This is a genomic window from Sagittula sp. NFXS13 (assembly GCF_040148795.1).
Lineage (GTDB): Bacteria > Pseudomonadota > Alphaproteobacteria > Rhodobacterales > Rhodobacteraceae > Sagittula > Sagittula marina.
In genome coordinates, this window is the sequence record NZ_JAGEMH010000008.1 from 110,848 (window position 1) to 135,009 (window position 24,162).

The 24,162-nt window shown below is 64.2% G+C and carries 23 protein-coding genes; 14 read left to right on the forward strand and 9 right to left on the reverse strand.

Translation table 11 applies throughout. The annotated features are described in order from the left end of the window. Positions 1–6: 6 nt before the first annotated feature. Entirely contained in the window at positions 7–915 is a 909-nt protein-coding gene (truB, locus tag J4E08_RS15980) for a tRNA pseudouridine(55) synthase TruB (protein WP_349539360.1), read from the forward strand. A gap of 549 nt (positions 916–1,464) precedes the next feature. Here the strand turns inward: truB and J4E08_RS15985 are convergent. Together J4E08_RS15985 and J4E08_RS15990 are read right to left on the reverse strand one after the other, a co-directional pair. Then, entirely contained in the window at positions 1,465–2,286 is an 822-nt protein-coding gene (locus J4E08_RS15985; protein ID WP_349539361.1) for an alpha/beta fold hydrolase, read from the reverse strand. Further along, positions 2,286–2,960: a haloacid dehalogenase type II gene (locus tag J4E08_RS15990; protein ID WP_349539362.1), complete on the reverse strand. Its 675-nt coding sequence runs from the start codon at positions 2,958–2,960 to the stop codon at positions 2,286–2,288. Before J4E08_RS15990 ends, J4E08_RS15985 begins: the two co-directional genes overlap by 1 nt. Positions 2,961–3,135: 175 nt before the next feature. On the opposite strand from J4E08_RS15990, the gene J4E08_RS15995 reads away from it, so the two are divergent. The 8 genes from J4E08_RS15995 to ade all read left to right on the forward strand — a co-directional run bounded on the left by J4E08_RS15995 (position 3,136) and on the right by ade (position 11,844). Then, positions 3,136–3,564 carry an FKBP-type peptidyl-prolyl cis-trans isomerase gene (locus J4E08_RS15995; protein ID WP_349539363.1) on the forward strand — a complete coding sequence of 143 codons (429 nt, stop codon included), beginning with the start codon at positions 3,136–3,138 and terminating at the stop codon, positions 3,562–3,564. A 456-nt stretch (positions 3,565–4,020) separates the two neighbouring features. Then, complete coding sequence (gene pcaD, locus J4E08_RS16000; protein ID WP_349539364.1) at positions 4,021–4,806, forward strand: 3-oxoadipate enol-lactonase; 786 nt, start codon at positions 4,021–4,023, stop codon at positions 4,804–4,806. Then, positions 4,806–5,537 carry an alpha/beta fold hydrolase gene (locus J4E08_RS16005; protein WP_349539365.1) on the forward strand — a complete coding sequence of 244 codons (732 nt, stop codon included), beginning with the start codon at positions 4,806–4,808 and terminating at the stop codon, positions 5,535–5,537. Before pcaD ends, J4E08_RS16005 begins: the two co-directional genes overlap by 1 nt. A 3-nt stretch (positions 5,538–5,540) precedes the next feature. After that, positions 5,541–6,866 carry a lyase family protein gene (locus J4E08_RS16010; RefSeq protein WP_349539366.1) on the forward strand — a complete coding sequence of 442 codons (1,326 nt, stop codon included), beginning with the start codon at positions 5,541–5,543 and terminating at the stop codon, positions 6,864–6,866. A 3-nt stretch (positions 6,867–6,869) separates the two neighbouring features. After that, complete coding sequence (locus J4E08_RS16015) at positions 6,870–8,087, forward strand: TCR/Tet family MFS transporter (protein WP_349539367.1); 1,218 nt, start codon at positions 6,870–6,872, stop codon at positions 8,085–8,087. Positions 8,088–8,285: 198 nt separating this feature from the next. Next, positions 8,286–8,618: a metalloregulator ArsR/SmtB family transcription factor gene (locus tag J4E08_RS16020; RefSeq protein ID WP_349539368.1), complete on the forward strand. Its 333-nt coding sequence runs from the start codon at positions 8,286–8,288 to the stop codon at positions 8,616–8,618. Further along, complete coding sequence (locus J4E08_RS16025) at positions 8,605–10,023, forward strand: amidase (RefSeq protein ID WP_349539369.1); 1,419 nt, start codon at positions 8,605–8,607, stop codon at positions 10,021–10,023. The genes J4E08_RS16020 and J4E08_RS16025 overlap by 14 nt, the downstream gene beginning before the upstream one ends. A 126-nt stretch (positions 10,024–10,149) precedes the next feature. After that, positions 10,150–11,844: an adenine deaminase gene (gene ade, locus J4E08_RS16030; protein ID WP_349539370.1), complete on the forward strand. Its 1,695-nt coding sequence runs from the start codon at positions 10,150–10,152 to the stop codon at positions 11,842–11,844. A 122-nt stretch (positions 11,845–11,966) separates the two neighbouring features. On the opposite strand, the gene J4E08_RS16035 is transcribed toward ade, so the two are convergent. Further along, a complete protein-coding gene (locus J4E08_RS16035; RefSeq protein ID WP_349539371.1) occupies positions 11,967–13,154 on the reverse strand; it encodes a lytic murein transglycosylase in 1,188 nt (395 codons plus the stop codon). A gap of 252 nt (positions 13,155–13,406) precedes the next feature. On the opposite strand from J4E08_RS16035, the gene J4E08_RS16040 reads away from it, so the two are divergent. Further along, on the forward strand, positions 13,407–13,766 hold the full coding sequence (locus J4E08_RS16040; RefSeq protein ID WP_183967753.1) for a response regulator: 360 nt from the start codon (positions 13,407–13,409) through the stop codon (positions 13,764–13,766). Positions 13,767–13,785: 19 nt separating this feature from the next. Here the strand turns inward: J4E08_RS16040 and J4E08_RS16045 are convergent, their stop codons facing one another. The 5 genes from J4E08_RS16045 to J4E08_RS16065 form a co-directional block, all read right to left on the reverse strand. Then, complete coding sequence (locus J4E08_RS16045; RefSeq protein ID WP_349539372.1) at positions 13,786–14,769, reverse strand: glutathione S-transferase family protein; 984 nt, start codon at positions 14,767–14,769, stop codon at positions 13,786–13,788. A 100-nt stretch (positions 14,770–14,869) separates the two neighbouring features. Beyond that, positions 14,870–15,106, reverse strand: a complete 237-nt coding sequence (locus tag J4E08_RS16050) for a GlsB/YeaQ/YmgE family stress response membrane protein (RefSeq protein WP_183967749.1) — start codon at positions 15,104–15,106, stop codon at positions 14,870–14,872. Positions 15,107–15,110: 4 nt separating this feature from the next. Further along, complete coding sequence (locus J4E08_RS16055) at positions 15,111–15,374, reverse strand: hypothetical protein (protein ID WP_349539373.1); 264 nt, start codon at positions 15,372–15,374, stop codon at positions 15,111–15,113. Between the two features lie 52 nt (positions 15,375–15,426). Beyond that, positions 15,427–16,338, reverse strand: coding sequence for a methionyl-tRNA formyltransferase (gene fmt, locus J4E08_RS16060; protein ID WP_349539374.1), 912 nt, complete (start codon positions 16,336–16,338; stop codon positions 15,427–15,429). Between the two features lie 171 nt (positions 16,339–16,509). Further along, positions 16,510–17,445 carry an L-threonylcarbamoyladenylate synthase gene (locus tag J4E08_RS16065; RefSeq protein WP_349539375.1) on the reverse strand — a complete coding sequence of 312 codons (936 nt, stop codon included), beginning with the start codon at positions 17,443–17,445 and terminating at the stop codon, positions 16,510–16,512. Between the two features lie 132 nt (positions 17,446–17,577). On the opposite strand from J4E08_RS16065, the gene J4E08_RS16070 reads away from it, so the two are divergent. Then, complete coding sequence (locus J4E08_RS16070) at positions 17,578–19,266, forward strand: acyl-CoA dehydrogenase family protein (RefSeq protein ID WP_349539376.1); 1,689 nt, start codon at positions 17,578–17,580, stop codon at positions 19,264–19,266. Beyond that, positions 19,266–20,306 (forward strand): MBL fold metallo-hydrolase, encoded by a 1,041-nt coding sequence (locus J4E08_RS16075; RefSeq protein WP_349539377.1) that lies wholly within the window; start codon positions 19,266–19,268, stop codon positions 20,304–20,306. The genes J4E08_RS16070 and J4E08_RS16075 overlap by 1 nt, the downstream gene beginning before the upstream one ends. 101 nt (positions 20,307–20,407) lie before the next feature. Here the strand turns inward: J4E08_RS16075 and J4E08_RS16080 are convergent, their stop codons facing one another. Continuing rightward, entirely contained in the window at positions 20,408–22,303 is a 1,896-nt protein-coding gene (locus J4E08_RS16080) for an acyl-CoA synthetase (protein WP_349539378.1), read from the reverse strand. Between the two features lie 15 nt (positions 22,304–22,318). Here J4E08_RS16080 and J4E08_RS16085 point away from each other — a divergent pair, with 15 nt between their 5' ends. Beyond that, a complete protein-coding gene (locus tag J4E08_RS16085; protein WP_349539379.1) occupies positions 22,319–22,750 on the forward strand; it encodes a DnaJ family domain-containing protein in 432 nt (143 codons plus the stop codon). Between the two features lie 172 nt (positions 22,751–22,922). Then, positions 22,923–24,119 carry a class I SAM-dependent methyltransferase gene (locus J4E08_RS16090; protein WP_349539380.1) on the forward strand — a complete coding sequence of 399 codons (1,197 nt, stop codon included), beginning with the start codon at positions 22,923–22,925 and terminating at the stop codon, positions 24,117–24,119. The last annotated feature ends 43 nt before the right edge of the window (positions 24,120–24,162 follow it).

A 24,162-nucleotide genomic window follows, 5' to 3' on the forward strand; every position in this document is an offset into this window, starting at 1 on the left:
CAAGACATGGCACGCAAGCGCAAGGGCCGCGATATTTCCGGCTGGTTGATCGTCGACAAACCCGCAGGCATGACCTCGACTGCCGTGGTGAACAAAGTCCGCTGGTCGCTTGAGGCGAAGAAAGCTGGCCACGCAGGCACCCTCGATCCGGAAGCCACCGGCCTGCTTGCCGTGGCTTTGGGCGAGGCGACAAAGACCGTGCCCTACATCACCGACGCGCTCAAAGCCTACAGCTTTGTGGTACGCTGGGGGCAAGCCACCAACACCGACGACACAGAGGGCGAGATCATCGCGGAGAGCGACAAGCGTCCCTCCGATGACGAGATCAAGGAAGCGCTGCATGGCTTCGTCGGCGACATCCAACAGGTGCCGCCGCAGTTCTCGGCGGTCAAGATCGACGGCGAACGCGCCTACAAGCGTGCCCGCGATGGCGAGGCAATGGATATCGCCGCCCGTCCGCTCTATGTGGACGAACTCCTGCTCATTGATCGCCCCAATGCGGACACCGCGGTGCTGGAAATGACCTGTGGCAAGGGCGGCTATGTTCGCTCCATCGCGCGCGACCTTGGCAACACGCTGGGCTGTCATGGCCACGTTCTGACCCTGCGCCGCCTGTGGTCCGGCCCCTTCACGCTCGACGATGCCATCACCATCGAACAGGTCGACGCGCTCGCCCGCACCCCGGACCTAGACGCCTTCATCAAGCCCCTCGAACTGGGTCTCACCGATCTGCCGGAACTGCGCGCCACGCATGAGGGCGCCACACGTCTGAAAAACGGCAATCCCGGCATGGTCATCGCGTCGAACGTCGAATACGGCGACGAATGCTGGGCCAGCCTGGATGGCAAGCCGCTCGCAGTCGGCCGCTACAAAGCGGGTGAACTGCACCCCAGCCGGGTGTTCAATCTCGACTGACGGCATGGGGGCGCTGCCCCGTCCCTTCGGCACTCGCCCCGGAGTATCTGGACAGCAAAGAAGCCGAAGCACGCTGCGGCGTCTGGCTGACTGCCGTCCCTCACCACCCGGCAGCGCATTGCCGGTTTGAGACCGTTTGATCCGCCTCAATCACCGCAACCCCAACGCGGAAATGGACTTCGGGGCAAGAGACGTCGGACCGGGACCCACGTCTTGGCGACCGCCCCCGAAGCCAAGCTTTACGACAAAGCGCCCGACGCTGGCGCGATGCGGTTTTTCAAAGGGCCTTCTCTGATGGAAGACCGGCACAGGTGGGTATTCAAGGCGTCCTGACGACACAAGCCGACGGACACGCAGAACGACAAAACCGCGCAGCACATGGTGAATCGCCATCTCCCCCGGATCGCCCCGCCCCTGTCTCAGGCGGGGCAGCGCCCTGTCGGCGTCAGCCCGAAGCACGACAAGGGGCTGCCTGAAAAAACGGTCTGCACCTGCGTTCGCACGCCTCAAAGCAAAAACTCCTCGCCCCTCGACGCTTTCGACAGGCCGCTAAACCATCTCAAGCCAGCGGCGCAGCGCGGCGAGGCTCTCCGCCTCATCGAGGAACGGGATATGCCCGCGCCCCGGCACCTCGGTTGTCACCGCGTCGGGCCTGCGTCGCAGCATCTCGGCGTAGGTCTCCGGTGACAGAAGGTCGGAATTCGCCCCCCGGATCACGCACAACGGCAAATCCACCAAGGCGTCGTAGAATGGCCAAAGATCCGGCACCGGCTGCGCCCCGCCGCCCAAGACCGCATCGCGCAGCTTGGGATCATAGGTCAGCGCCAGACCGTCCTCGGTTTCCACAAACAGCCGCTCTGCCTCCGCGCGCCAACGCGCGTCCGGCAGATCAAAGCCCGTCATCACTTGTTTGCGCCGCGCCGCCACCTCGTCCAGCGTCTTCATCGCAGGCACCTTGCCCAGATATCCCTTGATCACGTCCAGACCTGCGTCCGCAATCACCGGGCCCACGTCGTTCAGCGCCACACCCATCAGGCGGTCCTTTGCGCCGAACGCCAGGCCCATGGCGATCAGCCCACCCCGCGATGTGCCCAGAACCGCCGCCTTCTCCAACCCCAGATGATCGAGCAACTCCACCGCATCGCGCCCCTCCACCGGGATCTGATAGGTTTCCCAAGGCGCCCAGCCGGATCGCCCGCGTCCACGATAATCCATACGGATCAGGCGCACGCCCATATCCAGAAGATGCGGCGCGACGAAATCGAAATCCCGCCCGTCGCGCGTCAGCCCGGCAAGACACAGCACCGGCACCCCTTCGCCCTCATCCGTGTAATACAGGTCCACCCCGTCCGAAGTCTTGAAAGTCACCATCACACCAGGTCCTCTATCGTGTTCAGATCGCTCAAAATATGCGCAGGCTCCGCCATCAGCCTGTCCACCGGCGCGCCCGCGCGGTTCACCCAAGCTGTCTCGAACCCATAGGCCGCCGCGCCCGCCACATCCCAGCCATTGGACGACACGAACAGCACATCGCTCACCGCACAGCCCATGCGCGCGCCGACAAGGTCATAGACCGCTCGCGCCGGCTTGAAGATGCCCGCACTCTCGACCGAGATCACCTCTTCGAGAAAGCTCCCAAGGCCCGAGGAGTCCACCGCGCCCTCCAGCATGTCCTTGTTGCCATTCGACAGGATCGCGGACCGCACCCCAGCCGCCTGCAACCGCGCCAGCACAAAAGGCGCTTCCTTGAACGCGGGCAGTTCCCAATAAAGTGCCAGCAGGCGCTCACGCAGTTCAAGGTCGTCCAGACCCGCGCGTGCCATCGCCCAGTCCAGACCATCCTGCGTCACCTGCCAAAAGGTCACATAATCCCCGGTGATCGCGCGCAGCCACGAATACTCCAGTTGCTTTGCCCGCCAATCCGCCGCGATCTGCGGCCAGACCTCTGCCAGCGCCCCGCGCCCCGGCTCCTCCGCCGCAACCCGGGCCGCTGCTGCCACGTCGAACAACGTCCCGTAGGCGTCGAAAATGCAAACCTTGGCCACCGCACAACTCCCCTGTTGCTGCAAAAAATTCACCGAAACCCTAAGCTGATCCGCTTGGAAATGGCCACCCGGTTTGCAATTTGGCACAGCAAGCCCTATCTTTGTGGGGATCGACAGAGCACCCGGGCGATGCACCGGCCTCTCAAACCCTTCCCCAAAGACTACAGGATACCCCATGACGCAGGTAAAATCCGGCGACACCGTGCGCCTTCATTACACCGGCACCCTTCAGGACGGCTCCGAGTTCGACAGCTCGCGCGGGCGCGATCCGCTGGAATTCGAAGTCGGCTCCGGCCAGATCATTCCCGGCCTCGACAAGGCGCTGACCGGCATGACCGTCGGCGACCAGAAAAAGGTCGAGATCCCGGCGGACGAAGCCTACGGCCAGCCTGATCCGCAGGCGCTTCAGGCCGTGCCGCGCGCCGACATTCCCGACGACATCCCGCTCGAAGTCGGCCTGCAACTGCAGGTTCAGACCCAGACCGGTGAGGTGATGCCCGTCACCGTGCAAGAGGTCTCCGAGGAAACCGTCACGCTCGACGCCAACCACCCGCTGGCCGGCAAGGACCTGACCTTCGACATCGAGCTGGTCGCGATCGCGTAAGCGAACCGCCCGCAACACAAAGGCCCCGCCACCCCGGCGGGGCCTTTTGGTTTCAGGGGCTCTCGGTTCGGTCTCGCCGCCGCCCCGTCGCGGAATGTGTCTTCCCGATGGTCGTCCCGGTCACACTCGGCGCGAATGATGGCTTCCACGAGTTGAACGAGCCTCTTGCCCGCCGCGAAGAGGCAAACGGCTTCCTGGCCTGCCGACGTGGGTCAAAAGGCAACAGGCGCGCGCCTTGCCAAATCTCCCCCTCGGCCAAACGGACCGAACCACCTTTCTCAGCTTCTTTGCTTCGCAACACCTCCGGGGGAGGCCGCAGGCCAGCGCCACGCCCCACTGCCAGCGCCACCCGCTTCCTCCGCCCCTGACAGCGCCCGACCGACAGCCACCCCAAACCATCCTCTTCCTTCCAGCGGGCACAGCCGCTACACAGCACGCAAACCCGGAGGACCATACATGCAGATGGCACAGATCGGCGATATTCGCCTGCATTACGCGCTGACCGGCCCCGAGGACGGGATGCCCGTCGTCTTCGCCAATTCCCTCGGGACGGATTTCCGGCTCTGGGACAAGATCCTGCCCCTGCTGCCCGAGGGTCTGCGCATCCTGCGTTTTGACAAGCGCGGCCACGGTCTGTCCGAAGTGCCCGACGCCCCCTACTCCATGGGTGCGCTCATCACCGACACCGAACGGCTGATGGACCATGTGGGAATGAAAAACGCGGTCTTCGTCGGCCTGTCCATTGGCGGCATGATCGCCCAGGGTCTGGCAGCCAAGCGGCTCGACCTTGTGCGCGCCATGGTTCTGTCCAACACCGGGGCAAAGATCGGCACCCGCGATATGTGGGCCGACCGCATTGCGGCCGTGAATGAAAACGGGCTGGGCTTTATCCTCGACCCCACGATGGACCGCTGGTTCTCTCAGCCCTTCCAGCAGACCGAAGAATTCCCCGGCTGGCAGCAGATGTTCCTGCGCACCCCCGTCGCGGGCTGGACCGGCTGTGCCGCAGCCATCGCCGGCACGGATTTCATGAGCTCTACCAGTGGCTTGCGCCTGCCGACGCTGGCCATCGCAGGATCTGAGGACGGCTCCACCCCGCCCGATCTGGTGTTCGAGACCGCCGACCTGATCCCCGGCGTGCAAAAGCACCTGATCCGTGGCGCAGGACATCTGCCCTGCGTCGAAAACCCAGAGGAATACGGCCGCGTTCTCAGCGACTTCCTCAAGGCACAAGGCGCGTAATGGCCCGTTTCCTACTGGTCCACGGCGCATCGCACGGCGCATGGTGCTGGCGCGATGTGATCCCGGCCCTGCAGGCTTTGGGGCACGAAGCGGTTGCCATCGATATGCCAGGTCACGGCGACGATCCCGCCGACATCGAACAGGTCAGCCTGCGCGATTACGGCCAGCGCATCGTCGAGCATCTGGACCAGCCCACGATCCTCGTCGGCCATTCCATGGGCGGCTATTCCATCACGCAGGCCGCAGAATTGTCAGCTGACAATATTCGCCGCCTCGTGTATCTGTGCGCCTACACGCCCTGGCCCGATCACAGCCTGTCCCAGATGCGGATGCAGGCGGACGAACAGCCGCTCGTGCCACTGATCCGCCCCTCGGGGACCAAGCGCAGCTTCACCTTCGACACCTCCGGGGGCACCCATGCCTTTTACCACGATTGCCCGGCAGAGACGGTTCTGTTCGCCGTGGCGAACCTGTGTCCCGAAAGCACCGCCGCCTCCAACACTGCCATCGCGCTGACCGAGCAATCGCAAAGCCTGCCAAAGAGTTACATCATCTGCACCGAGGACGGGGCCATTCCGCCCGCCTTTCAACGTGTGATGGCAGACCGCTTTGATCCACAGGATGTGAGCGACCTGCACAGCTCGCATTCGCCCTTCTTTTCCATGCCTGATCGGCTGGCCGCGCGTCTTGATGAGATCGCGCGCCAGACCCACGACCTAGACGGACTTTGACATATGCCCGCAACGCCCTTTGACAGCATCCACCTCAGCGGCCTGTTTCCCACCGGGGACACCGCCCGCCTGTTCTCAGACAGCGCCGAGGTGCGCGCCATGATGCTGGTCGAAGGCACGCTGGCACAAGTTCAGGGCGCGCATGGCGTCATCCCCGAAACCGCCGCCGCCGCGATCCACCGCGCCAGTCTCGAATGTCAGATCGATCCGGTTGGGCTGGCCAAAGCCACGGCGCAGAACGGCGTGACCACGCCCGCGCTGGTCGCCGCCTTCCGCGAAGCGATGCAAGCGCCGGAGCACGCCGCCTACCTGCACTGGGGCGCGACCTCGCAGGACATTCAGGACACCGCGCTGATGCTGCGGCTGCGTCAGGCGCTGACACAACAGGCCGCGCGTCTGACCGCCACGGTCACGGCGCTTGGCAAACTGGCAGTGGCCCACGCCGAAACCCCCATGGCTGCGCGCACCTACGGGCAGCACGCGACGCCCACATCCTTCGGGGCGCAGGTGGCGCAATGGGGCTGGCCGCTGCTGTCGCTGGCCAAGGGGGCAGACGCCGTGCGCGGAAACCTCTATGTCTCGCTGTCCGGCGCGGCCGGAACCGGTTCTGCGCTGGGGGACAATCCGGCTCAACTGCGCGCCGATCTGGCGGAGAAACTCAACCTGACCGATCCTGGCCACAGCTGGCATGCGGACCGCTCCCCTGTGCTGAACATCGCGGCATGGTTCACCCGGTGCGCGCTGGCGGCGGGCAAAATGGGCGAGGATCTGATCCTCGCCACGCAATCGGGGATCTCAGAGGTCACACTGGGTGGCTCCGGCGGCTCCTCCACCATGCCGCAAAAGCAAAACCCGGTTCAGCCTTCGGCCTGCGTGGCCCTCGCCCGCCATGCCCAGGGCCTGCACAGCACGCTCGAAGGCGCCAGCCTGCACCGCCAACAGCGCGACGGGGCGGCGTGGTTCACCGAATGGCTGGTGCTGCCGCAGCTGATCCTTGCCTGCTCCGCCGCCATGACTCACGCGCAAGATCTGGCCGAAACGCTGTCGCCGAACCAGCAAGCCATGCAGGACACGCTGGACAGCACCGGCGGCCTGTTGCTGGCAGAGGCGCTGACCTTTGCGCTGACCGACCAGATGTCCCGCCCCAAGGCTCAGGCCGCAGTCAAAGAACTTTGCACGCAGGCGCGCACCACCGGAAAGCCGCTGGCGGAGCTGGCTCTGACCGCCTACCCGGAGCTGCCCGGCAGCTTGTTCGATGCCAGAAACACGCTTGGCACCGCGCCGGACGAGGCGCGCGCCTTCGCCAAAGCGTCCACGGACCTCGGCTGACATATGGCCCTGCCGAAACTGCAATTGCCGGTCGTCTTCCTGCTTGTGACCGTGGCCATCGACGCCATGGGGATCGGGCTGATCCTGCCGGTGATGCCGGACCTGATCTCGGAGGTGTCCCATCGCGGCCTGTCGGGCGCGGCGGTCTGGGGCGGCGTGCTGGCCACGGCCTATGCCATGATGCAGTTTCTGTTCGCCCCCTTCCTGGGCGCCCTGTCGGACGCGGTGGGGCGCAGACGCATCCTGCTGGCGACGCTGGGACTGATGGTGGTGGACTATGTGGTCATGGCGATGACCAACGACCTGACGGTGCTGCTGATCGCGCGCATCATCGGGGGCTTTGCCGCTGCCACCCATTCCACGGCCTTCGCGGCCATGGCGGACCTGTCGCCGCCTGACAAACGCACGCAAAGCTTCGGGCTGATCGGCGCGGCCTTTGGTCTTGGCTTTGTCCTTGGTCCCACCATCGGGGGCCTGCTGGGCGAATTCGGCACCCGCGCGCCGTTCTGGCTGGCCGGGGCCTTGGCCGCCGCAAACACGCTGCTGGGGCTGGCCGCCTTCCCCGAGACCCACAAGCAGGAGAACCGCCGCCCCTTCAACTTGCGCGAAGCCAACCCCTTTGGCGCGTTCAAGGCCCTGTCCAGAATGCCCGGTATCACACGCGGCATGTCGATCATGTTCCTCTACCATGTGGCCTTTGCCGTCTATCCGGCGGTCTGGTCGTTCTTCGGTCACGCTCGTTTCGGCTGGAGCGCGAGCATCATCGGCATTTCCCTGGGCATTTTCGGCCTGTCCTACGCGGCGGTACAGGCGGGCATCATCCGCCTGCTGCTGCGCTGGTTCGGCGAAGGTGGCACAGCCGTGTTCGGGCTGCTGTGTGCCGGGACGGCCTTTGCGCTGATCCCCTTCATCGACAACGGCATGACCGTGCTGGCGCTGACGCCCGTGGCCGCCATGGGCGGCACCCTCGGCCCCGCGATGCAAGGCATGATGAGCCGCTCGCTGACCCCCGACCGCCAAGGCGCGTTGCAAGGGGTCTTGTCCTCGACCGCGGCGCTGGCCTCTGTGGTGTCGCCGTTGATCATGACATCGGTCTTCGCCGCCTACACCGCGCCGGGCCGCGATCCCTTCCCCGGTGCGCCGTTTCTGGTGTCTCTGGCGCTGATTTTCGTGGCGCTTGGGCTGTTTCTGACCCGTGAAAAGCAAATCCTTTCCTCGTAAAAGATCGCCCCGCTTTCTGTGCGCCTGCAAAAATCATCCCGAACGAGGGGTGACACGCCGAAACCAGCCACCTACATGACCACGTGTTCGCGACCGCGTTCCAAGTTCCACCCTCATGGCACTGACCTCAGCCGTTCTCGCCTTCCGTGATGACAAGCTGTATAATATGACAATTGCGTGAGGCAGCGAGATCGAGACATGGACACCAAAGCGCCCCCGGCCCCGCCGGAAGAAATGGAAACCAATGCCCAAAATGCCGCCGCGTTCCTGAAGACGCTGGCCCACGAAGGGCGGCTGATGATTCTCTGCCATCTCGGCAGCAGCGAGAAATCCGTGGGCGAGCTGGAAACCCTGCTGGGCATCCGACAGGCCGCCGTCAGCCAGATGTTGGCACGCCTGCGCGAGGAAGGTCTGGTCAAGACCCGCCGCGAGGGCAAGACCATCTTCTACAGCCTCGCAAACGAGAACACCTCTCGCGTGATCGGCCTTTTGTATGAAATGTTCTGCGCAGGTCCGAATGACGCGCGCTAAGCCTGCCTTCACCGGCCCCGACCTTTGTGGCCTGAGCGCCTGCGACGCGGTCAAGGCGCTGCGCGCCGGGGAAGTCTCCGCCAGTGAACTGGTCGCTGCCAGTCTGACGCGGATAAAAGAGACCTCGCCTGCGATCAACGCCATGGTCACCCCCTGCCCGGAGCGCGCCAACACAGCTGCGCAACGGCTGGATGAAACCAGCCCGCTCGCCGGTCTGCCCATCGGGATAAAGGACCTGACGCCCGTCGCCGGGGTCCGCACCACCTGGGGCAGCACCGCCTTTGCCGATCATGTCCCGGAACGCTCCGATTCCCTCGTCACCCGTCTGGAAGCACGTGGCGCCATCGTCATGGGCAAGACCAACACGCCGGAAATGGGCGCAGGCGCCAACACGTTCAACGCCGTCTTTGGCGCGACCCGCAACCCGTGGGACACCCGGATGAACGCGGGCGGGTCCTCCGGTGGGTCGGCGGCCGGGCTGGCGGTGGGAGAAGTCTGGCTCAGCCATGGCTCTGACTTTGGCGGCTCGCTGCGCACGCCTGCCAGCTACTGCGGTGTCGTGGGCCTGCGCCCGACACCGGGCCGCGTGGCCTCTGGCGGGGGTGCGGACAGCTTTGATCCCTTCGGGGTGGAGGGGCCGATGGCGCGCAGCGTGTCCGACGTGGCCCTGTTTCTCGACGCCATGACGGGCTTTGACCCGCTGGACCCGCTGTCCTACCCCGGCGGCGGGTTCCTCGACGCCTGCCAGAAAGACGCAGGCCCTGTGCGCGTTGCGTTCTCTGAAGACCTCGGCCAGCTGCCGGTCACCGCAGAAATCCGCGATGTTCTCAGCGGGGCACTGACCCGTGTGCAGGCCTCCGATCTCACCGTGACGAAGCATCGGCCAAAGCTCCCCGGTCTTGAACATGCCTTTAGGACGCTGCGGGGCGTGAGCATGTGGACCAAGGCGCAGGTCACGCCAAAGCGGGTCTCTGACCACTTCAAACCGACGCTTGCCGCCAATATCGCCCAAGGTGGCACGCTGACGGTGGACGACATTGCGCAGGCCAATATCACCCGCGCCCGCTGCTACGCCTCGATGATGGATCTCTTTGCCACGCATGACGTGCTGGCCTGCCCGGTCACCGGCCTTGCGCCTTTGCCAGTCGAGATCGAGTATCCCACCGAGATCGCGGGCCACCCGGCCAGGGATTACCTCGACTGGCTGGGCTTTGCCTTTCTGGCCACGCTCACCGGCCTGCCCGCGCTGAGCCTGCCTGTGGGCTTCACCCCAAGTGGCCTGCCCGTCGGCCTGCAACTGATCGGCCCCCCGCGCGGCGAAGCACGCCTGTTGCAGATCGCACGCCGCATCGAACAGGCGCTGGCGCTTTCGACCGCGCCCATCGACCCGAACATCACACATTGACAGGCCGCCACCACGCGGGTCGGGACGCCCTGCGTCGGTCGCATTGAATACAGAAACCCCGCGCTGAGGTCTTTTCCCTGCGCGGCCATCCTGTAGGTTCTTGGCAAAACCATCGGAGCGGACCTCATGAGCACATTGGAAACACGCATCGCACAAGGCAAGGGCGACGCCCCGGCGGACAAGGTGCTGCGCGGTGGCAAGATCTTTGACCTGATGACCGGCGAGCTGCTGGACGGCGACATTGCCATCTGCGGCGACACCATCGTCGGCATCATGGACACCTACGACGCCGCCGAAGTGATCGACGTCACCGGCCTGATCCTTGTGCCCGGCTTTATCGACACGCATCTGCATATCGAATCCTCGCTGGTCACACCCTTCGAGTTCGACCGCTGCGTCGGTCCGCGCGGCGTCACCACGGCCATTTGCGACCCGCATGAGATCGCCAATGTGATCGGCTCCGACGGCATTCGCTATTTCCAGCAGGCCAGCGAACACACTCTGATGGATATCAAGGTCCAGCTGTCTTCCTGCGTGCCCTCTACCCACATGGAAACCGCCGGGGCGGAGCTGCACGCGCCTGAAATCGCTGCGCTCAAGGGGCATGCCTCCGGCCTTGGACTGGCGGAGTTCATGAATTACCCCGGCGTGATCTTTCGCGACACCGGCTGCATGGAAAAGCTGGCCTTGTTCGAGGGCGGGCACATTGACGGCCATTGCCCGCTGCTGACGGGCAAGGATCTGAACGCCTATATCTCCGCCGGTATCCGCACGGAGCACGAGGCGACCAGCGCCGAAGAGGCGTTGGAAAAGCTGCGCAAGGGGATGCGTGTGCTGATCCGCGAAGGGTCGGTGTCCAAGGACTTGCACGCCTTGCAACCGCTGCTGAGCGAGCGCACAGCGCCCTACATGTGCCTGTGCACCGATGACCGCAACCCGCTGGACATCGGCGAACACGGGCATCTCGACTACATGATCCGGGAGCTGATCCGGCTGGGCACGCCGCCCCTGGCCGCCTATCGCGCCGCGTCGCTGTCCGCCGCCGAGGCCTTTGGCCTGAAGGATCGCGGCCAGATCGCACCGGGAAAGCGGGCCGATATCGTGGCCCTGCGCAGTCTTGAGGCCTGCGATGCGCAGATGGTCATGGCAGGCGGCGTGGTGGTGACGGACGCGGCCTTTGCCGCGCGCCAGATTGTTCCGCCCGTGGGCCGCCAGTCGGTGAAGGCCCCGACCGTCAGCGCCACGGATTTTGGCCATCGCGGCAACAAGGTCGAAACCGATGTGATTGGCATCCGCGAGGGGCAGATCCTGACCGATCATCTGCACGAGGACATCGAGATCGCGGATGGCGACAAGCGACCCGATCCGGCGCGAGACCTGATCCGCATTGCCGTGGTCGAACGGCATGGAAAGAACGGCAACATCGCCACGGGGTTCGTGAAGGGGTTTGGCCTGAAGGCGGGGGCCATTGCCTCCACCGTCTGCCACGACCATCACAACATCGCCTGCGTCGGTGCGTCCTACGATGATATGGCCGTCGCCGCCAACCGGCTGTCGGATATCGAAGGCGGCTTTGTCGTGGTCAAGGACGGCGCAGTGCTGGCAGAGCTGGCGCTGCCTGTGGCGGGCCTTATGTCATTGGAACCGTTCGAGGCGGTTCGGGATGCGCTGGAACAGCTGCGGGCCGCGGCAACCTCTCTGGGCGTTACGCTGGAGGAGCCGTTCTTGCAGTTGGCGTTCCTCGCCCTGCCTGTGATTCCCGCGCTGAAGATCACCGATCGCGGCATGGTCGACGTGGTGAAGTTCGAGATCATTTCCTGACCGCCCCACCGCCCGCCAGATCAAAGGCGGGCGGTGCCAGGACGGCGCCGCGTCAAGCAGCGCGCAGGGCATTCCTGAATGGCAATTGCCTGAGGAACGCCCTGCTGGATTGGCAAGCGTCCTTAGAGACGGTTCAGCAGATCTGCCGTTGGCCACGCATCTGCGGGCAGACCCAGTTCGCGCTGCACTTCGCGCACCGCATCGCGCGTGCCGGAGCCAAGGATACCGTCCACTTCCCCCACATCGTAACCGCGCGCCTGAAGCTTGGTTTGCAGCGACTTCATCTGTGCCCCGGAAAGGCCCGGTTCGGGGTTGCCCGCGTCGTAGACCGGCGCGCCCTCCAGCCGAGTGCCAAAGTAGGCGGCGGTCAGAACGTAGGTAAAGCTTTGATTCCATTCGAAATATACCCGAAAGTTCGGATAGGCGATGAAGGCCGGGCCACCGCTTCCCTGCGGAATGATGATCGACGCATCAAGCCGCGCGTCGTCCAGCGGGCCGTTGCGCCCGCGCACGCCAAGCTGCTCCCACTCGGCCACGGTTTTGGTGTCATGCAGGCCGGTGTCGTACCAGTTCAGGTCATCGGGCAGCTCGATCTCTTGCAGCCACGGCTCATTCGGACGCCACCCCAGATGCGACAGCATCTTGGCCCCGGACAGCAGCGCATCGGCGGCGGAGGTTTTAAGCGTCACATGTCCGTCGCCGTCGCCGTCCACACCGTTTTCAAGGATATCCTTGGGCAGCATCTGCACCTGCCCGATTTCGCCCGCCCATGCGCCCGTGGTGGTCGACGGGTTGAAGTCACCGTTCTCGAAAAGCTGCAGCGCGGCAAAAATCTGCGGCCGGAACAGTTCTGGTCGGCGGCAATCGTGTGACAGGGTCACCAGCGCGTTGAGTGTGTTGAAATCCCCCTGGAACGCGCCGTAATCGGTTTCGAACGCCCAAAAGGCCAGCAGCACGCCCGGTGCGATGCCATAGTCCTGCTGGATCCGGGCAAACACATCAGAGTAGCGGCCTGCCAGTTGCCGCCCCTTGTCGAGACGGCTTTGCGAGATCAGCTTGCGGGAAAAGGTGATGAAAGGATCCTGAAAGATCCCTTGCCTTTGATCGGCTTTCAGCACCGACGGGCTTTGCTGCACACCGGAGAAGAAACGCGTCACGGTGGCCGAATCAAATCCCATGGAGATGGCTTCGTCCTCCAGCCCGTTCACAAAGCCCGAAAAACTGCCACCGCAGGGCACATCCTGCGCTCTGACCGGGGCACCAAGGGCCACTGCCATGAGGGCAGACCCGATAAAGGTCGAAAAACGCATGATATCCTCCCGCGCGATGTTTGCGCGCAACCTAGCAGAGGGGTACCAGCGGGCAAGCAGATCGCGCCTTGAGTGGCGGCAAAAAACCGGCATCGGCATCGGCGGGTTGTCGCCAGGTTTACGCATAAGGTGTCTAGCCGACGCCACGGAAGGTGAGGTTAACCCTTTGTTCATATCTGTAAAATAAATTTATAAAAGTACTAAGGACCTTGAGTTCGACCAAGCAACATTCCCTTTTCGATTGGACGCATCGTGCGCATTCTCATCGTTCAGAGCAACCTGAAGTTGGCCGAATTGTGGCAGACGAGCCTCGTGGCGAGCGGCGCCGATGTCACAATCGCCGCAACGGAATTCGACGCGTTTGGCGCTCTCGAAGAGGCCAGCTTTGATGTGATTATTCTCGATATCGTCATCCAGGACCGTGCGGCGCTGGGGATCAGCGATCTAGCCTGCGTGTTGCAGCCAGATGCGCGCCTGCTGTTCGTGACCGCGTCGAACTTTTTCTCCGACGGGTCCATTTTCCTCATGTATCCAAATGCTTGTGCGCATCTGCACTGCGACACCAAACCAGATGATCTGACGGCGGTCGCAGAACACTACGCCGCCGCCTGACTGATACATCGCCCTGCCGTCACTTCATGTGGTCGCGCCCGTGAGGCTCGGCGAGATTCAGCAACGGACCGATGGGTATGATACGGTTCGGATTCACCGTTTCGTGGCTGTAGTGGTAATGGCGGACGATGTGACCCATGAAAACGGTTTCTGCCACACCCGGCCACTGATACAACTCGCGCGTGTACGCCCAAAGGTTCGGGTAATCCACGATTCGCGCGCGATTGCATTTGAAATGACCGTGATAAACCATGTCGAAACGGATCAACGTGGTAAACAAACGCCAGTCCGCTTCGGTCAGTCTGTCTCCCATCAGATAGCGGTTCTCGGCCAGAATGCCTTCGATCCCGTCGAGGCTGTCGAACAAGGGATGCACGGCGGCGTCATAGGCGCGTTGCGACGTGGCAAAGCCTGACTTGTAAACACCGTTGTTCACTGTGTCGTAAATGCGGTCATTGATCGGCTCGATCGCGTCACGCATGGCTTCGGGCCAGTAATCGTCGGTGTTGCCGGTGATCCCGTCAAAGGCCGAATTGAACATGCGGATGATCTCGGAGGATTCGTTGGAGACGATGGTCTCGCGCTGCTTGTCCCACAGGATCGGCACCGTCACCTTGCCCGAGGCCTGCGGGTCAGCCTTGGTGTAAATGTCACGCAGGAATTCCTTGCCGTAAAGCGTGTCGCCTGTCGCCCCGGAAAAGGTCGCGTGCAGTGTCCAGCCATCTTCCAGCATATCGGGGTGCACCACATCGACGGTGATCAGGTCGCGCAACCCCTTGAGGGCGCGAAAGATCAGCGCACGGTGCGCCCACGGGCACGCGTAAGACACGTAAAGGTGGTAGCGCCCGGCCTCTGCCTTGAAGCCGCCCTCGCCGGACGGTCCTGCGCTGCCGTCTGCGGTGATCCAGTTGCGAAACCCGGTGGTGGTGCGCTGAAACTCGCCCCCCGTGGATTTCGTGTCATACCAGCCGCTGTGCCATTCGCCGTTTTGCAATTCGCCCATAGGGTCCTCCCTTTCGTTGAAAGAGAACCTAGGGCTGCGCGCGACACCGGCCAATCCCGGTCACCGCATAGGATCAGTGCGTGCCCGCACAGGGCCGGGATCAGCGCCGCGTGCCCCAGCGCCAGAGCGCGAGCAGCAGAATGGCCCCCAGCACAGCCCCCACCAGTCCGGCAGCAGCGCCCGTCAGCACCAAAAGGAAGCGCAACACCAGCCCGCCCAGAAGCGCGCCGCAGATGCCAATGGAGATGGTCGGGATGATGCCCGCCTCGATCCCCATCAACCGCGTTGCGATAAACCCCGCCGCCGCCCCGATGATCACAAGAAAAAGGATCGACATGGCTCTAACGTCCCCGGCGCTTGCGTCTTGAGGCTGGGCGATAGGACGCATGCACCAGCAACAGCGCCCCGACAGAGGCCGCGATCGCGTTCCAGGCCGGCGTGCGAAAGCCGATGCCGAACATGATCTTCATGAAATAGAACAGGAAGGCGCCGCCGACGCAGATGATGATGGAGGCCAAGACGCCGTTGCGCGTGTAGCCCGTCTTTTCAGACAGGTAACCGACGATACCCGCAATCACCACGGTGCCGGTCAGGACCGGGAACATGGGCGTCTCCTTTGACCCTGAGTATGAGGGCACAGGCGCAGTCTGCCAAGGTTTAACCGCCAAAGACCGTGCCTGCCGGAACGGTCTGGCCATGCAGGAATATCGCTGCATCCTGAACGGATTTACCCGCGCGCTGCGCTGACAGCACCCGAAGCGCACCTTCGCCGCAGGCGATCATCAAGGCGTCGTCCAACGCGACGCCCGCATCACCAGTGCCCGGTGCCTCTGCCGCTGCCAGCAGTTTCACCCGCGCCCCGTCCAGCATCGTCCAAGCCCCGGGAAAGGGAGACAAGCCATTGATCTGGCGCACGATATCGGAGGCCGGTCGGGTCCAGTCAATGGCGGCCTCTGCCTTGTCGATCTTGCTGGCATAGGTCACGCCTGCGTCCGGCTGCGGCACGGGACACAGGTCGGGCAGCTTGTCCAAAGCTTCGACGATGGCCGCCGCGCCGATCTGGCTGAGCCGGTCATGCAGCTGGCCCGTTGTCTCGCCCGACCCGATGGGCGTGGCGTGGCGCAGCAGCACCGGGCCGGTGTCCAGCCCGGCCTCCATCTGCATGATGCAAATGCCCGTCATGTCATCGCCCGCCATGATGGCGCGATGGATGGGGGCGGCCCCGCGCCAGCGCGGCAGCAGCGAGGCGTGGATGTTCAGGCAGCCATGTGTCGGAGCATCAAGGATCGCCTGAGGCAAGATCAGGCCATAGGCCACAACGACAGCGGCATCGGCGTTGAGTGCGGCAAACTCCTGTTGCGCCTCTGCCCCCTTGAGAGAGACGGGATGGCGCACCTCCAGCCCCAGGGCCTCGGCACGGGCGTGCACCGGCGTGGGTCTTTCCTTCTTGCCCCGTCCAGCGGGTCGCGGCGGCTGACAATAGACGGCGGCCACGTCATGGCCCGCTTCGACCAGAGCGTCCAGAACCGGAACCGAGAAGTCTGGAGTGCCCATGAAAATCAACCGCATTCGCCTGCTCCTTATCGTGGAAAAGCGGGTTGCCTCCCGCCATGCATATCGCCGCCCTGCTTGCCGTATCGCGCGACAAGGAACAAGGTGCGGACTTTGACGGGCGCATTCGGAATTGATTGTGTGCGCCGCGCCTCCCGACGGAGGCAAACGCCCATGTCGGCCGCTCTTTTACCGATCCGCCGCCGCGCGACTGAGGCGGTCGTTGATAGCAACGCCCAAGCCCAGATGCGGGATCGGAGAAACGGCAATGCGCTCTGCTCCGGTGGCGTCCAGACGGTGAAGGTATTCAAACAGGTTCGCCGCCGCTTCGGTCAGGTTTTCGGCCTCTGACAGGTTCAGATCGCAGTCTGTTGCCCCAAAGCCCAGCCGGGCTTCGCCCTCCACGAAATCCACCGCGTTCAGGCGGACCTTGGCATTCGGCGCGTAATGCGACCGGATCTGGCCGGGGGCGGTGATGCCTTCGGTGGCGTGACGCTCTGCCACACCGCCACCCAGCACGTGGGCCAGCGCTTCGCGCGTGATGCCGCCGGGCCGCAGCAGGGTTGGCCGCCCCGTCAGACCAAGGATCGTCGATTCCAGCCCGACATCGCAGGCCCCGCCCATCACAAGGCCGTCAATGCGCCCGTCGAGGCTGTCGAGCACATGCGTTGCGCGGGTCGGGCTGATCTGTCCAGACCGGTTGGCCGAGGGCGCGGCCACGGGAATCGCCGCCTGCGACAGCAGGTCGCGCGCAATCGGCGCGGCGGGCATCCGCACCGCCAGCGTGTCCAGCCCGGCCGTTACCAAGCGCGACACGCCAGCCCCTTCACGCAAAGGCAGCACAAGCGTCAGCGGACCGGGCCAATAGGCCTCTGCCAGCGCGTCAGCCTGTTCCGACCAGACCACCAGCTCCTTTGCCGCATCGACGCTGGAGACGTGTACAATCAAGGGGTTGAACGACGGTCGTTGCTTGGCCCCAAAGATCGCGGCCACCGCCTGATCGTTGCGCGCATCGGCGCCAAGGCCGTAGACTGTCTCTGTCGGGAAGGCGACCAATTTGCCCGCACGCAGCATTTCTGCGGCACGGGCCAGTCCGTCGGAAGTTGGCGAAAACTGCTGTGTCATGCGTCGATCCCGTGGGTGTCTGCCCGTGACGTGGCGTTCCTGTGGACGCGCCCCGCTGCGTGCATACGCTTGTTCTAACGGGCCGCTTGCTACTAGGTCGTGGTGGGCTTGCCAAGCCGGAGGAGTATTTTGATGACTTATCGCGCACCATTGGGTGATTTTTCCCGCATTCTGAAACATGTGGTCGGTTACGACCGGGTCGCCGAGACGACGCTTTTCGAAGAAGCCTCGCTCGAGACCGTAGAAGCTGTTCTGGGCGAGGCCGCGAAGATGTGTGAGGAGGTCATGGCACCTCTGCAACGCAACGGCGACACCGATCCAGCGGTGCTCGAAAACGGTGTGGTGCGGACCTCCAAGGGGTTTGCAGAGGGGTACAAGGCCATCGCCGAGGGCGGATGGATCGCGTCTTCGGCGGACCCGGCGCATGGCGGCATGGGCCTGCCGATGGTGGTCACCACCTGCGTCAACGACATGATGTCGGGGGCCTGTCTTGCGCTGCAACTGAACCCGCTGATGAGCCAGGGCCAGATCGAAGCGCTGGAGCACCACGCCTCTGACGCGCTGAAGGAGATGTACCTGCCCAAGCTGGTCACCGGCGAATGGCAGGGCACCATGAACCTGACCGAACCGCAGGCGGGATCCGACGTGGGCGCGCTGACCACCAAGGCGGAGCCGCTCGACGATGGCAGCTACGCCATCACCGGCCAGAAGATCTACATCTCGTGGGGCGACAACGATTTCACCGGCAACGTCTGCCATCTGGTGTTGGCGCGCCTGCCCGATGCAGTGCCGGGCACGAAAGGTATCTCGCTGTTTATCGTGCCAAAGTTCATCCCGGACGAGACAGGCGAGCCGGGCCAGCGCAACGATCTGCGCGTGGTGTCGCTGGAGCACAAGATGGGGCTGCACGGCTCCCCCACCTGCGTCATGAGCTACGAGGGCGCAAAGGGCTGGATCGTGGGCGAACCCAACGACGGGATGCGCGCCATGTTCACCATGATGAACAACGCGCGTCTGGGCGTCGGCGTGCAAGGCGTCGGAGTGGCCGAAGGCGCGTATCAGCACGCGCTGGCCTATGCCAATGACCGCAAGCAGGGGCGCTCTGACACCGGGACAATCCTTGGCCATGCCGATGTGCGCCGGATGCTGGCAGAGATGAAGGCCGACACTTTCGCCGCGCGGGCCATTGCCCTGGCGCTGGCCGTGGCGCTGGACATGGGACGTGCCACAGGCGACGCCGCATGGAAAGCGCGGGCCGGGGTGTTGACCCCCATCGCCAAGGCGTTCGGCACCGACACCGGCATCGACGTGGCCTCCAAGGGGGTGCAGGTGCATGGCGGCATGGGCTACGTGGAGGAAACCGGCGCCGCTCAATACATGCGCGATGTGCGGGTGACGTCGATCTACGAGGGCACCAACGGCATTCAGGCGATGGATCTGGTGGGCCGCAAGCTGATGGACGGCGGCGAGGCGGTCTTTTCCCTGCTCGACGAAATCGAAACCCACGCCGAAGCGGGCAAAGAGCACATGCCCGATCTGGCCGAGGCCGTCTGGCAAGCGACGGAAACCCTGCGCGAAACCACCGAGGACCTCTTGGCCCGCGACATGGCGGACCGCTTTGGCGGGGCGGTGCCCTACTTGCGCGCCTTTGCCCGCGTGCTGGGGGCGGACGCGCACCTGCGCGTGGCCTGCGCCGAAGGCGGCGGTGCCGTGGAACGGCTGGCCCGGTTCTACATCACGCGCCTGCTGCCGGAACATTCCGGCCTGTGCGCGCAGGCCCGCGCGAGTGATTTGCCTGCAGCCGAAGACTTCGCCGCGTGATGGACGGCAGCCTCCACCCGATCCGCACGCCCTTCGACACGCCCCCCGAACACGGTGCGGCGGTCGAAGTGGCGGACGGCGTGCTTTGGATGCGGCTGCCGCTGCCGATGAAGCTCGACCATGTGAATGTCTACGCGCTGGATGACGGCGACGGCTGGACCGTGGTCGACACCGGCATGGCGTCAGATCACTCTCGCGCGATCTGGGAGACCCTGCGTGCCGGCCCGCTGGGCGGCAAGCCGATCAACCGCGTGCTGGTCACGCATCACCATCCCGACCATGTGGGCCTCGCCGGGTGGTTTTACGAGAACGGCGCGCAGGTTGTGGCCTCGCGCACCGCATGGCTGCTGGCACGGATGTTGCAGCAGGACCCGCATGACGCGCCCACCCCTGAAATTATCGCCTATTGGCGCGCCGCAGGCATGGCGGAGGACGTGATCGCCGAGCGCATGACCGAGCCGCCTTACATGTTCCGTGCCACGGTTCACCCCATGCCCTACGGCCACAAGCGGTTGGCGCAGGGGGATACATTTGTGGCTGGCGGTCGGACATGGGACGTGCACAGCGGCGGAGGCCACGCGCCGGAACATCTGACGCTGTGGTCACGCGACGACATGCTGATCGTTGCAGGGGATCAGGTGCTGCCCTCGATCTCTCCCAATCTTGGGGTTTATGCCACGGAGCCGGAGGCCGATCCGGTCGCCGACTGGCTGGAAACCTGCACGCGCTTTCAACCCATGGCAAATGAGGATCACCTTGTGCTTGGCGGTCACAAATTGCCGTTTACCGGATTGCCGGCACGCCTGAAGCAGATGATCGACAATCACCACACCGCACTGAGCCGGCTCGAAGCGCATCTGACCACGCCTGCCACTGCCGCCGAGTGCTTTCATGCGCTGTTCAAGCGCCGTATCCGCCCCGACGAATATGGCCTCGCACTGGTCGAAGCAATGGCGCACTGCCTGCACCTTTGGCACGAAGGCCGCGCCACGCGTGAGATCTGTGCCGATGGCGCCTGGCGTTTCCGCTGCCCTGACTGACCCCTGCCCGCGTGGCTTGCAAACGCCTTGAAGGCGTGGCGTAACCTTGCGTCTGCCAGCGATGCCCCTAGCGGGTCGCTGGCAGACGCAGGCGAATGTTCTCAGGCGGTCGCCGTCTCCTCAGCCCACTCCCATGGACGGGTGAAGTCGCCCAGCACGCGCCCGACATCGTGTTCAGACGCGCCATTCGGCTGCAATTGCGCCACCAGCCCACGAGATTTGTCGTCTACAACCGAGACCACCCGCGCGGGGCAGTCCGCCGCCTGCAACGCCGCATTGTAAACCCGCGTGATCGCGTGCTTGCGCAGGTCGGGCTTGAACACCTTGCCCACAGCGGTCTTTGGCAGTTCGTCGAGGATCGTCATGTGCTTTGGCTGCGCCGCGCGTTCGTGAACATGGACCTTGGCGTATTCCAGAAGCTCCGCCTCGGTCACGGTCGCACCGTCCACCAGCTCGACAAAGGCACAGGGCAGCTCCCCGGAATGCGCGTCCGGTTGACCGATCGCACCGGCAAAGCAGACCGCCGGATGGGTCAGCAACGCCTCTTCGATCTCGGCAGGGTCGATGTTGTGGCCGCCGCGAATGATCAGGTCCTTGGCGCGTCCGGTGATCCAGAGGTAGCCATCCGCATCCAGACGCCCCAGATCCCCGGTCCGCAGATGCGTGCCGAAATGAAACAGATCCTTGTTCTTGTCGACCTCGGTATAGGTCTTGCCCGCGTAGACGCCGGGGTTGGACACACAGATCTCGCCGATCTCATCAGGGCCACAGTTGACCGGCCGGCCGTCCTTGACCTTCAGGATTTTCACGTCCGTGTACGGGAACGGAATGCCGACCGAGCCGACCTTCTTCTCGCCATCTGGCGGGTTCACCGACACGAGGCAAGTCGCCTCTGTCAGCCCGTAGCCTTCGCAGATGGTCACACCACAGGCGGTTTCGAAGCGTTTGAACAGCTCCATCGGCATGGGCGCAGACCCGGAAAACGCCGTCTTCACCGTCGAGATATCCGCATCCACGGTGCGCTGCATCAGCGCCGACACTGCCGTCGGCACGGTGATCACAAATGTCGTCTTCCACCGTTCGCACAGCTTCCAGAAGTTGTCGAACACCCCCTCCCCGCGGTATCCCGCAGGCGTGGGGAACACCACATGTGCGCCGGACCGTACCATCGCCATCAAGATCACATGGCAGGCAAACACGTGGAACAGCGGCAGCGGACACATCACGCTGTCTTCCTCGGTGAACAACAGCTTTGAGCCGAGCCAGCCGTTGTACAGCATCCCCGAATACAGGTGCTGTGCCACCTTGGGCATTCCGGTGGTGCCGCCGGTATGGAAATAAGCCGCCACGCGGTCGCCTTTGGAATCGGCAAAGGTGAGTGTCTTTGGCTGCTTTGCCACTTCTTTGCGGAAGCACTTGTAATCAGTGTGGCGCGGGCCTTCGAGCTTGGGCCGCACAAACGGCACAATCCACTTCTTCGGCGGGGTCAGGTAGCGGTTGAGATCGACCTCAAGCACCGTGGTGACGCCCGGCGCATGGCGCACGGCCTCGTGGACCTTCTGCGGCACGTCGGTTTTCGGAAAGGGCTTGAGCGTGACCACCACCTTTGCCCCCGTCTCCCGCAGGATGGAGGCGATCTGTTCCGGCTCCAGCAAGGGGTTGATCGGGTTGACGATGCCTGCGACGGCACCGCCCAGCAAGGTGGTGACCGTCTCGTTCGCGTTGGGCAGAACATAGGCGATCACGTCGGTCTCGCCGATCCCCAGGCTGCGAAAAAGGTTCGCCACCTGCGCGGTCCTGTCCCGCAGTTCTGCCCAGGTCAGGGTTTCCGCCTTGTCGTTTGGTCCCGACAAAAGCTGATAGCTGACCGCAGGTCGGTTCGGAAAAGCCTGCGCCGTGCGCTCCAGCTGTGCCCAAAGCGTGTCGGGCACATCCCGCTGCTCATAGGGCTTCTCGGCCTCCAGGGCCGCGCGATCCTCCATCGTGGCAAACGCCATGCCAGTCCTCCCCTCATGTCTCCGACTTTAGTGTTGGCCTGTACGCGGCTCTGGCGCAAGGCTTGGCGACGTGGCGTGAGCGGCTTCGTGACGCAGCGTTTCACATGGCGCCTTTTCCGACATGACGGTCTGTGGCACTTTGGAGCCATGGACCATCCGCTGATCGACCTCATCAATGCGCGCATCGCACGGGCAGACGCCGACGGCATGTTCGACAACCTGCCTGGCGCGGGCAAACCGCTGCCGCGCATCGACGACCCCGACACGGCCGTTTTGAATCGCATCCTGAAAGACAACGGCGCGGTGCCAGAGGCGGTCGCCGTTGCCCGCGAACTGTCCCGGCTGCGCGCCGAGCTGCTGGAGTGTTCCGACCGCACCGAACGCCGCCGTCTGATCGCCCAGATCGCTGTGATGGACACGCGCCTGGAGATTGCAAAAAAGCGCTGATCCGCCTGCCGCCGTCGGGCACTCCGCGTTTCTCTGCTTTCCAAATAGCTCTGGGTGGGAGCCCCTCTGGGGCGGGGGCAAAGCCAGTTCTGGACACTTTCGACAGCCCCCGGCCTCTCTGGTCTTTCGCGCTGCCATGCGGCAAAAAGGCCGCGAACACGAGGGGGTGCACATGGTTACGGTCAAGGAACACTACGAACACTTCCCCTACCCCGCCCGCGATCCCGCGGATGAGGCCAAACGGCTGATCTCAGGCTCCCCCTCGCGCCCGTCCGAGATGGATCACTTTCTTTGGGGCGGGCAACGCGACTGGTCCAGACCCTTGCGCGCCCTGATTGCCGGGGGTGGGACCGGCGACGCGCTGATCCAGCTGGCACAGATGATGACCTCCGCCGGTGCGCCCTATGACATCACCTATATCGACCTTTCAACCGCCTCCCGCGAGATTGCCGAGGCGCGGGCCCGCGCACGTGGGTTGACGGGCATCACGTTTGTGACCGGCTCGCTGCTGGATGCGCCCGACCATGGCCCGTTTGACTACATCGACTGCTGCGGGGTGTTGCACCACCTGCCCGACCCCGACGCGGGCTTTCGTGCCTTGCGCGCCGCGCTCGCGCCGGGGGGCGGCATGGGCTTCATGGTCTACGCCACCTACGGGCGCTCCGGCGTCTACCCCCTGCAGGAGGCGTTCGGCGCATTGTTCGACGGGCTGCCCCCCGGCGAAAGACTGGCCCGCGCCAAGGAGATCGTCGCCGATCTGCCTGACGGCCATCCCTTTGCCAGCAACCCCAACCTGATGGATCACGAACAAAGCGACGCCGGGTTCTACGATCTGCTGCTGCATGGGCAAGACAAGCCCTATGACGTGCCGGAGCTGCTGCGCACCTGCGCCGACACCGGTTGGCGGGTGCAGAGCTTTGTGCAGCCGGGGCTTTACGATCTGTCGCGCGTAACCACGGTGCCTGCTGGCATGGAGACGGCTCAAGGCATGGCCATCGCGGAAAAACTGCGCGGCACCATCCGCAAACATGTTGGCTACCTCGTGCCATCCGACGAGGACCGCGCCCTGCCAAAGCCATCGCAGTCCAGCCTGGTGCCCCGCTTCCAACTGCCGTCTTTGCCGCGCGTTGCGCAAGCGGTGGCCCAGGGCAAGCCCCTGCCCGTCTCCCTGCCAGAGGTGAAAACCCAGATCACACTGCCGAAAGACGCGGCAGATTTGATCGCGGCCGCCGATGGGCGGCGCAGCCTCGCCCAGATCGCGCGACATGCAGGTGTGGACCCGATGCGCTTTGGCGCGCTGTGGGGGAAGGTGCACCGGGAGTTCACCGATTGGGGCCTGCTGCATTACACCCGGTTCGGGCTGTCTTGAGCAGAGAATGGATATTGCGGCGGCCAGCGGCCTGTTCAGGTCT

Excerpts from the sequence above, each read along its gene's own strand:
- truB (WP_349539360.1), top strand. The coding sequence starts at position 7 with ATGGCACGCAAGCGCAAGGGCCGCGATATTTCCGGCTGGTTGATCGTC.
- J4E08_RS15985 (WP_349539361.1), bottom strand. The coding sequence starts at position 2,286 with ATGGTGACTTTCAAGACTTCGGACGGGGTGGACCTGTATTACACGGAT.
- J4E08_RS15995 (WP_349539363.1), top strand. The coding sequence starts at position 3,136 with ATGACGCAGGTAAAATCCGGCGACACCGTGCGCCTTCATTACACCGGC.
- pcaD (WP_349539364.1), top strand. The coding sequence starts at position 4,021 with ATGCAGATGGCACAGATCGGCGATATTCGCCTGCATTACGCGCTGACC.
- J4E08_RS16005 (WP_349539365.1), top strand. The coding sequence starts at position 4,806 with ATGGCCCGTTTCCTACTGGTCCACGGCGCATCGCACGGCGCATGGTGC.
- J4E08_RS16010 (WP_349539366.1), top strand. The coding sequence starts at position 5,541 with ATGCCCGCAACGCCCTTTGACAGCATCCACCTCAGCGGCCTGTTTCCC.
- J4E08_RS16015 (WP_349539367.1), top strand. The coding sequence starts at position 6,870 with ATGGCCCTGCCGAAACTGCAATTGCCGGTCGTCTTCCTGCTTGTGACC.
- J4E08_RS16020 (WP_349539368.1), top strand. The coding sequence starts at position 8,286 with ATGGACACCAAAGCGCCCCCGGCCCCGCCGGAAGAAATGGAAACCAAT.
- J4E08_RS16025 (WP_349539369.1), top strand. The coding sequence starts at position 8,605 with ATGACGCGCGCTAAGCCTGCCTTCACCGGCCCCGACCTTTGTGGCCTG.
- ade (WP_349539370.1), top strand. The coding sequence starts at position 10,150 with ATGAGCACATTGGAAACACGCATCGCACAAGGCAAGGGCGACGCCCCG.
- J4E08_RS16035 (WP_349539371.1), bottom strand. The coding sequence starts at position 13,154 with ATGCGTTTTTCGACCTTTATCGGGTCTGCCCTCATGGCAGTGGCCCTT.
- J4E08_RS16045 (WP_349539372.1), bottom strand. The coding sequence starts at position 14,769 with ATGGGCGAATTGCAAAACGGCGAATGGCACAGCGGCTGGTATGACACG.
- J4E08_RS16050 (WP_183967749.1), bottom strand. The coding sequence starts at position 15,106 with ATGTCGATCCTTTTTCTTGTGATCATCGGGGCGGCGGCGGGGTTTATC.
- J4E08_RS16055 (WP_349539373.1), bottom strand. The coding sequence starts at position 15,374 with ATGTTCCCGGTCCTGACCGGCACCGTGGTGATTGCGGGTATCGTCGGT.
- fmt (WP_349539374.1), bottom strand. The coding sequence starts at position 16,338 with ATGCGGTTGATTTTCATGGGCACTCCAGACTTCTCGGTTCCGGTTCTG.
- J4E08_RS16065 (WP_349539375.1), bottom strand. The coding sequence starts at position 17,445 with ATGACACAGCAGTTTTCGCCAACTTCCGACGGACTGGCCCGTGCCGCA.
- J4E08_RS16070 (WP_349539376.1), top strand. The coding sequence starts at position 17,578 with ATGACTTATCGCGCACCATTGGGTGATTTTTCCCGCATTCTGAAACAT.
- J4E08_RS16075 (WP_349539377.1), top strand. The coding sequence starts at position 19,266 with ATGGACGGCAGCCTCCACCCGATCCGCACGCCCTTCGACACGCCCCCC.
- J4E08_RS16080 (WP_349539378.1), bottom strand. The coding sequence starts at position 22,303 with ATGGCGTTTGCCACGATGGAGGATCGCGCGGCCCTGGAGGCCGAGAAG.
- J4E08_RS16085 (WP_349539379.1), top strand. The coding sequence starts at position 22,319 with ATGTCTCCGACTTTAGTGTTGGCCTGTACGCGGCTCTGGCGCAAGGCT.
- J4E08_RS16090 (WP_349539380.1), top strand. The coding sequence starts at position 22,923 with ATGGTTACGGTCAAGGAACACTACGAACACTTCCCCTACCCCGCCCGC.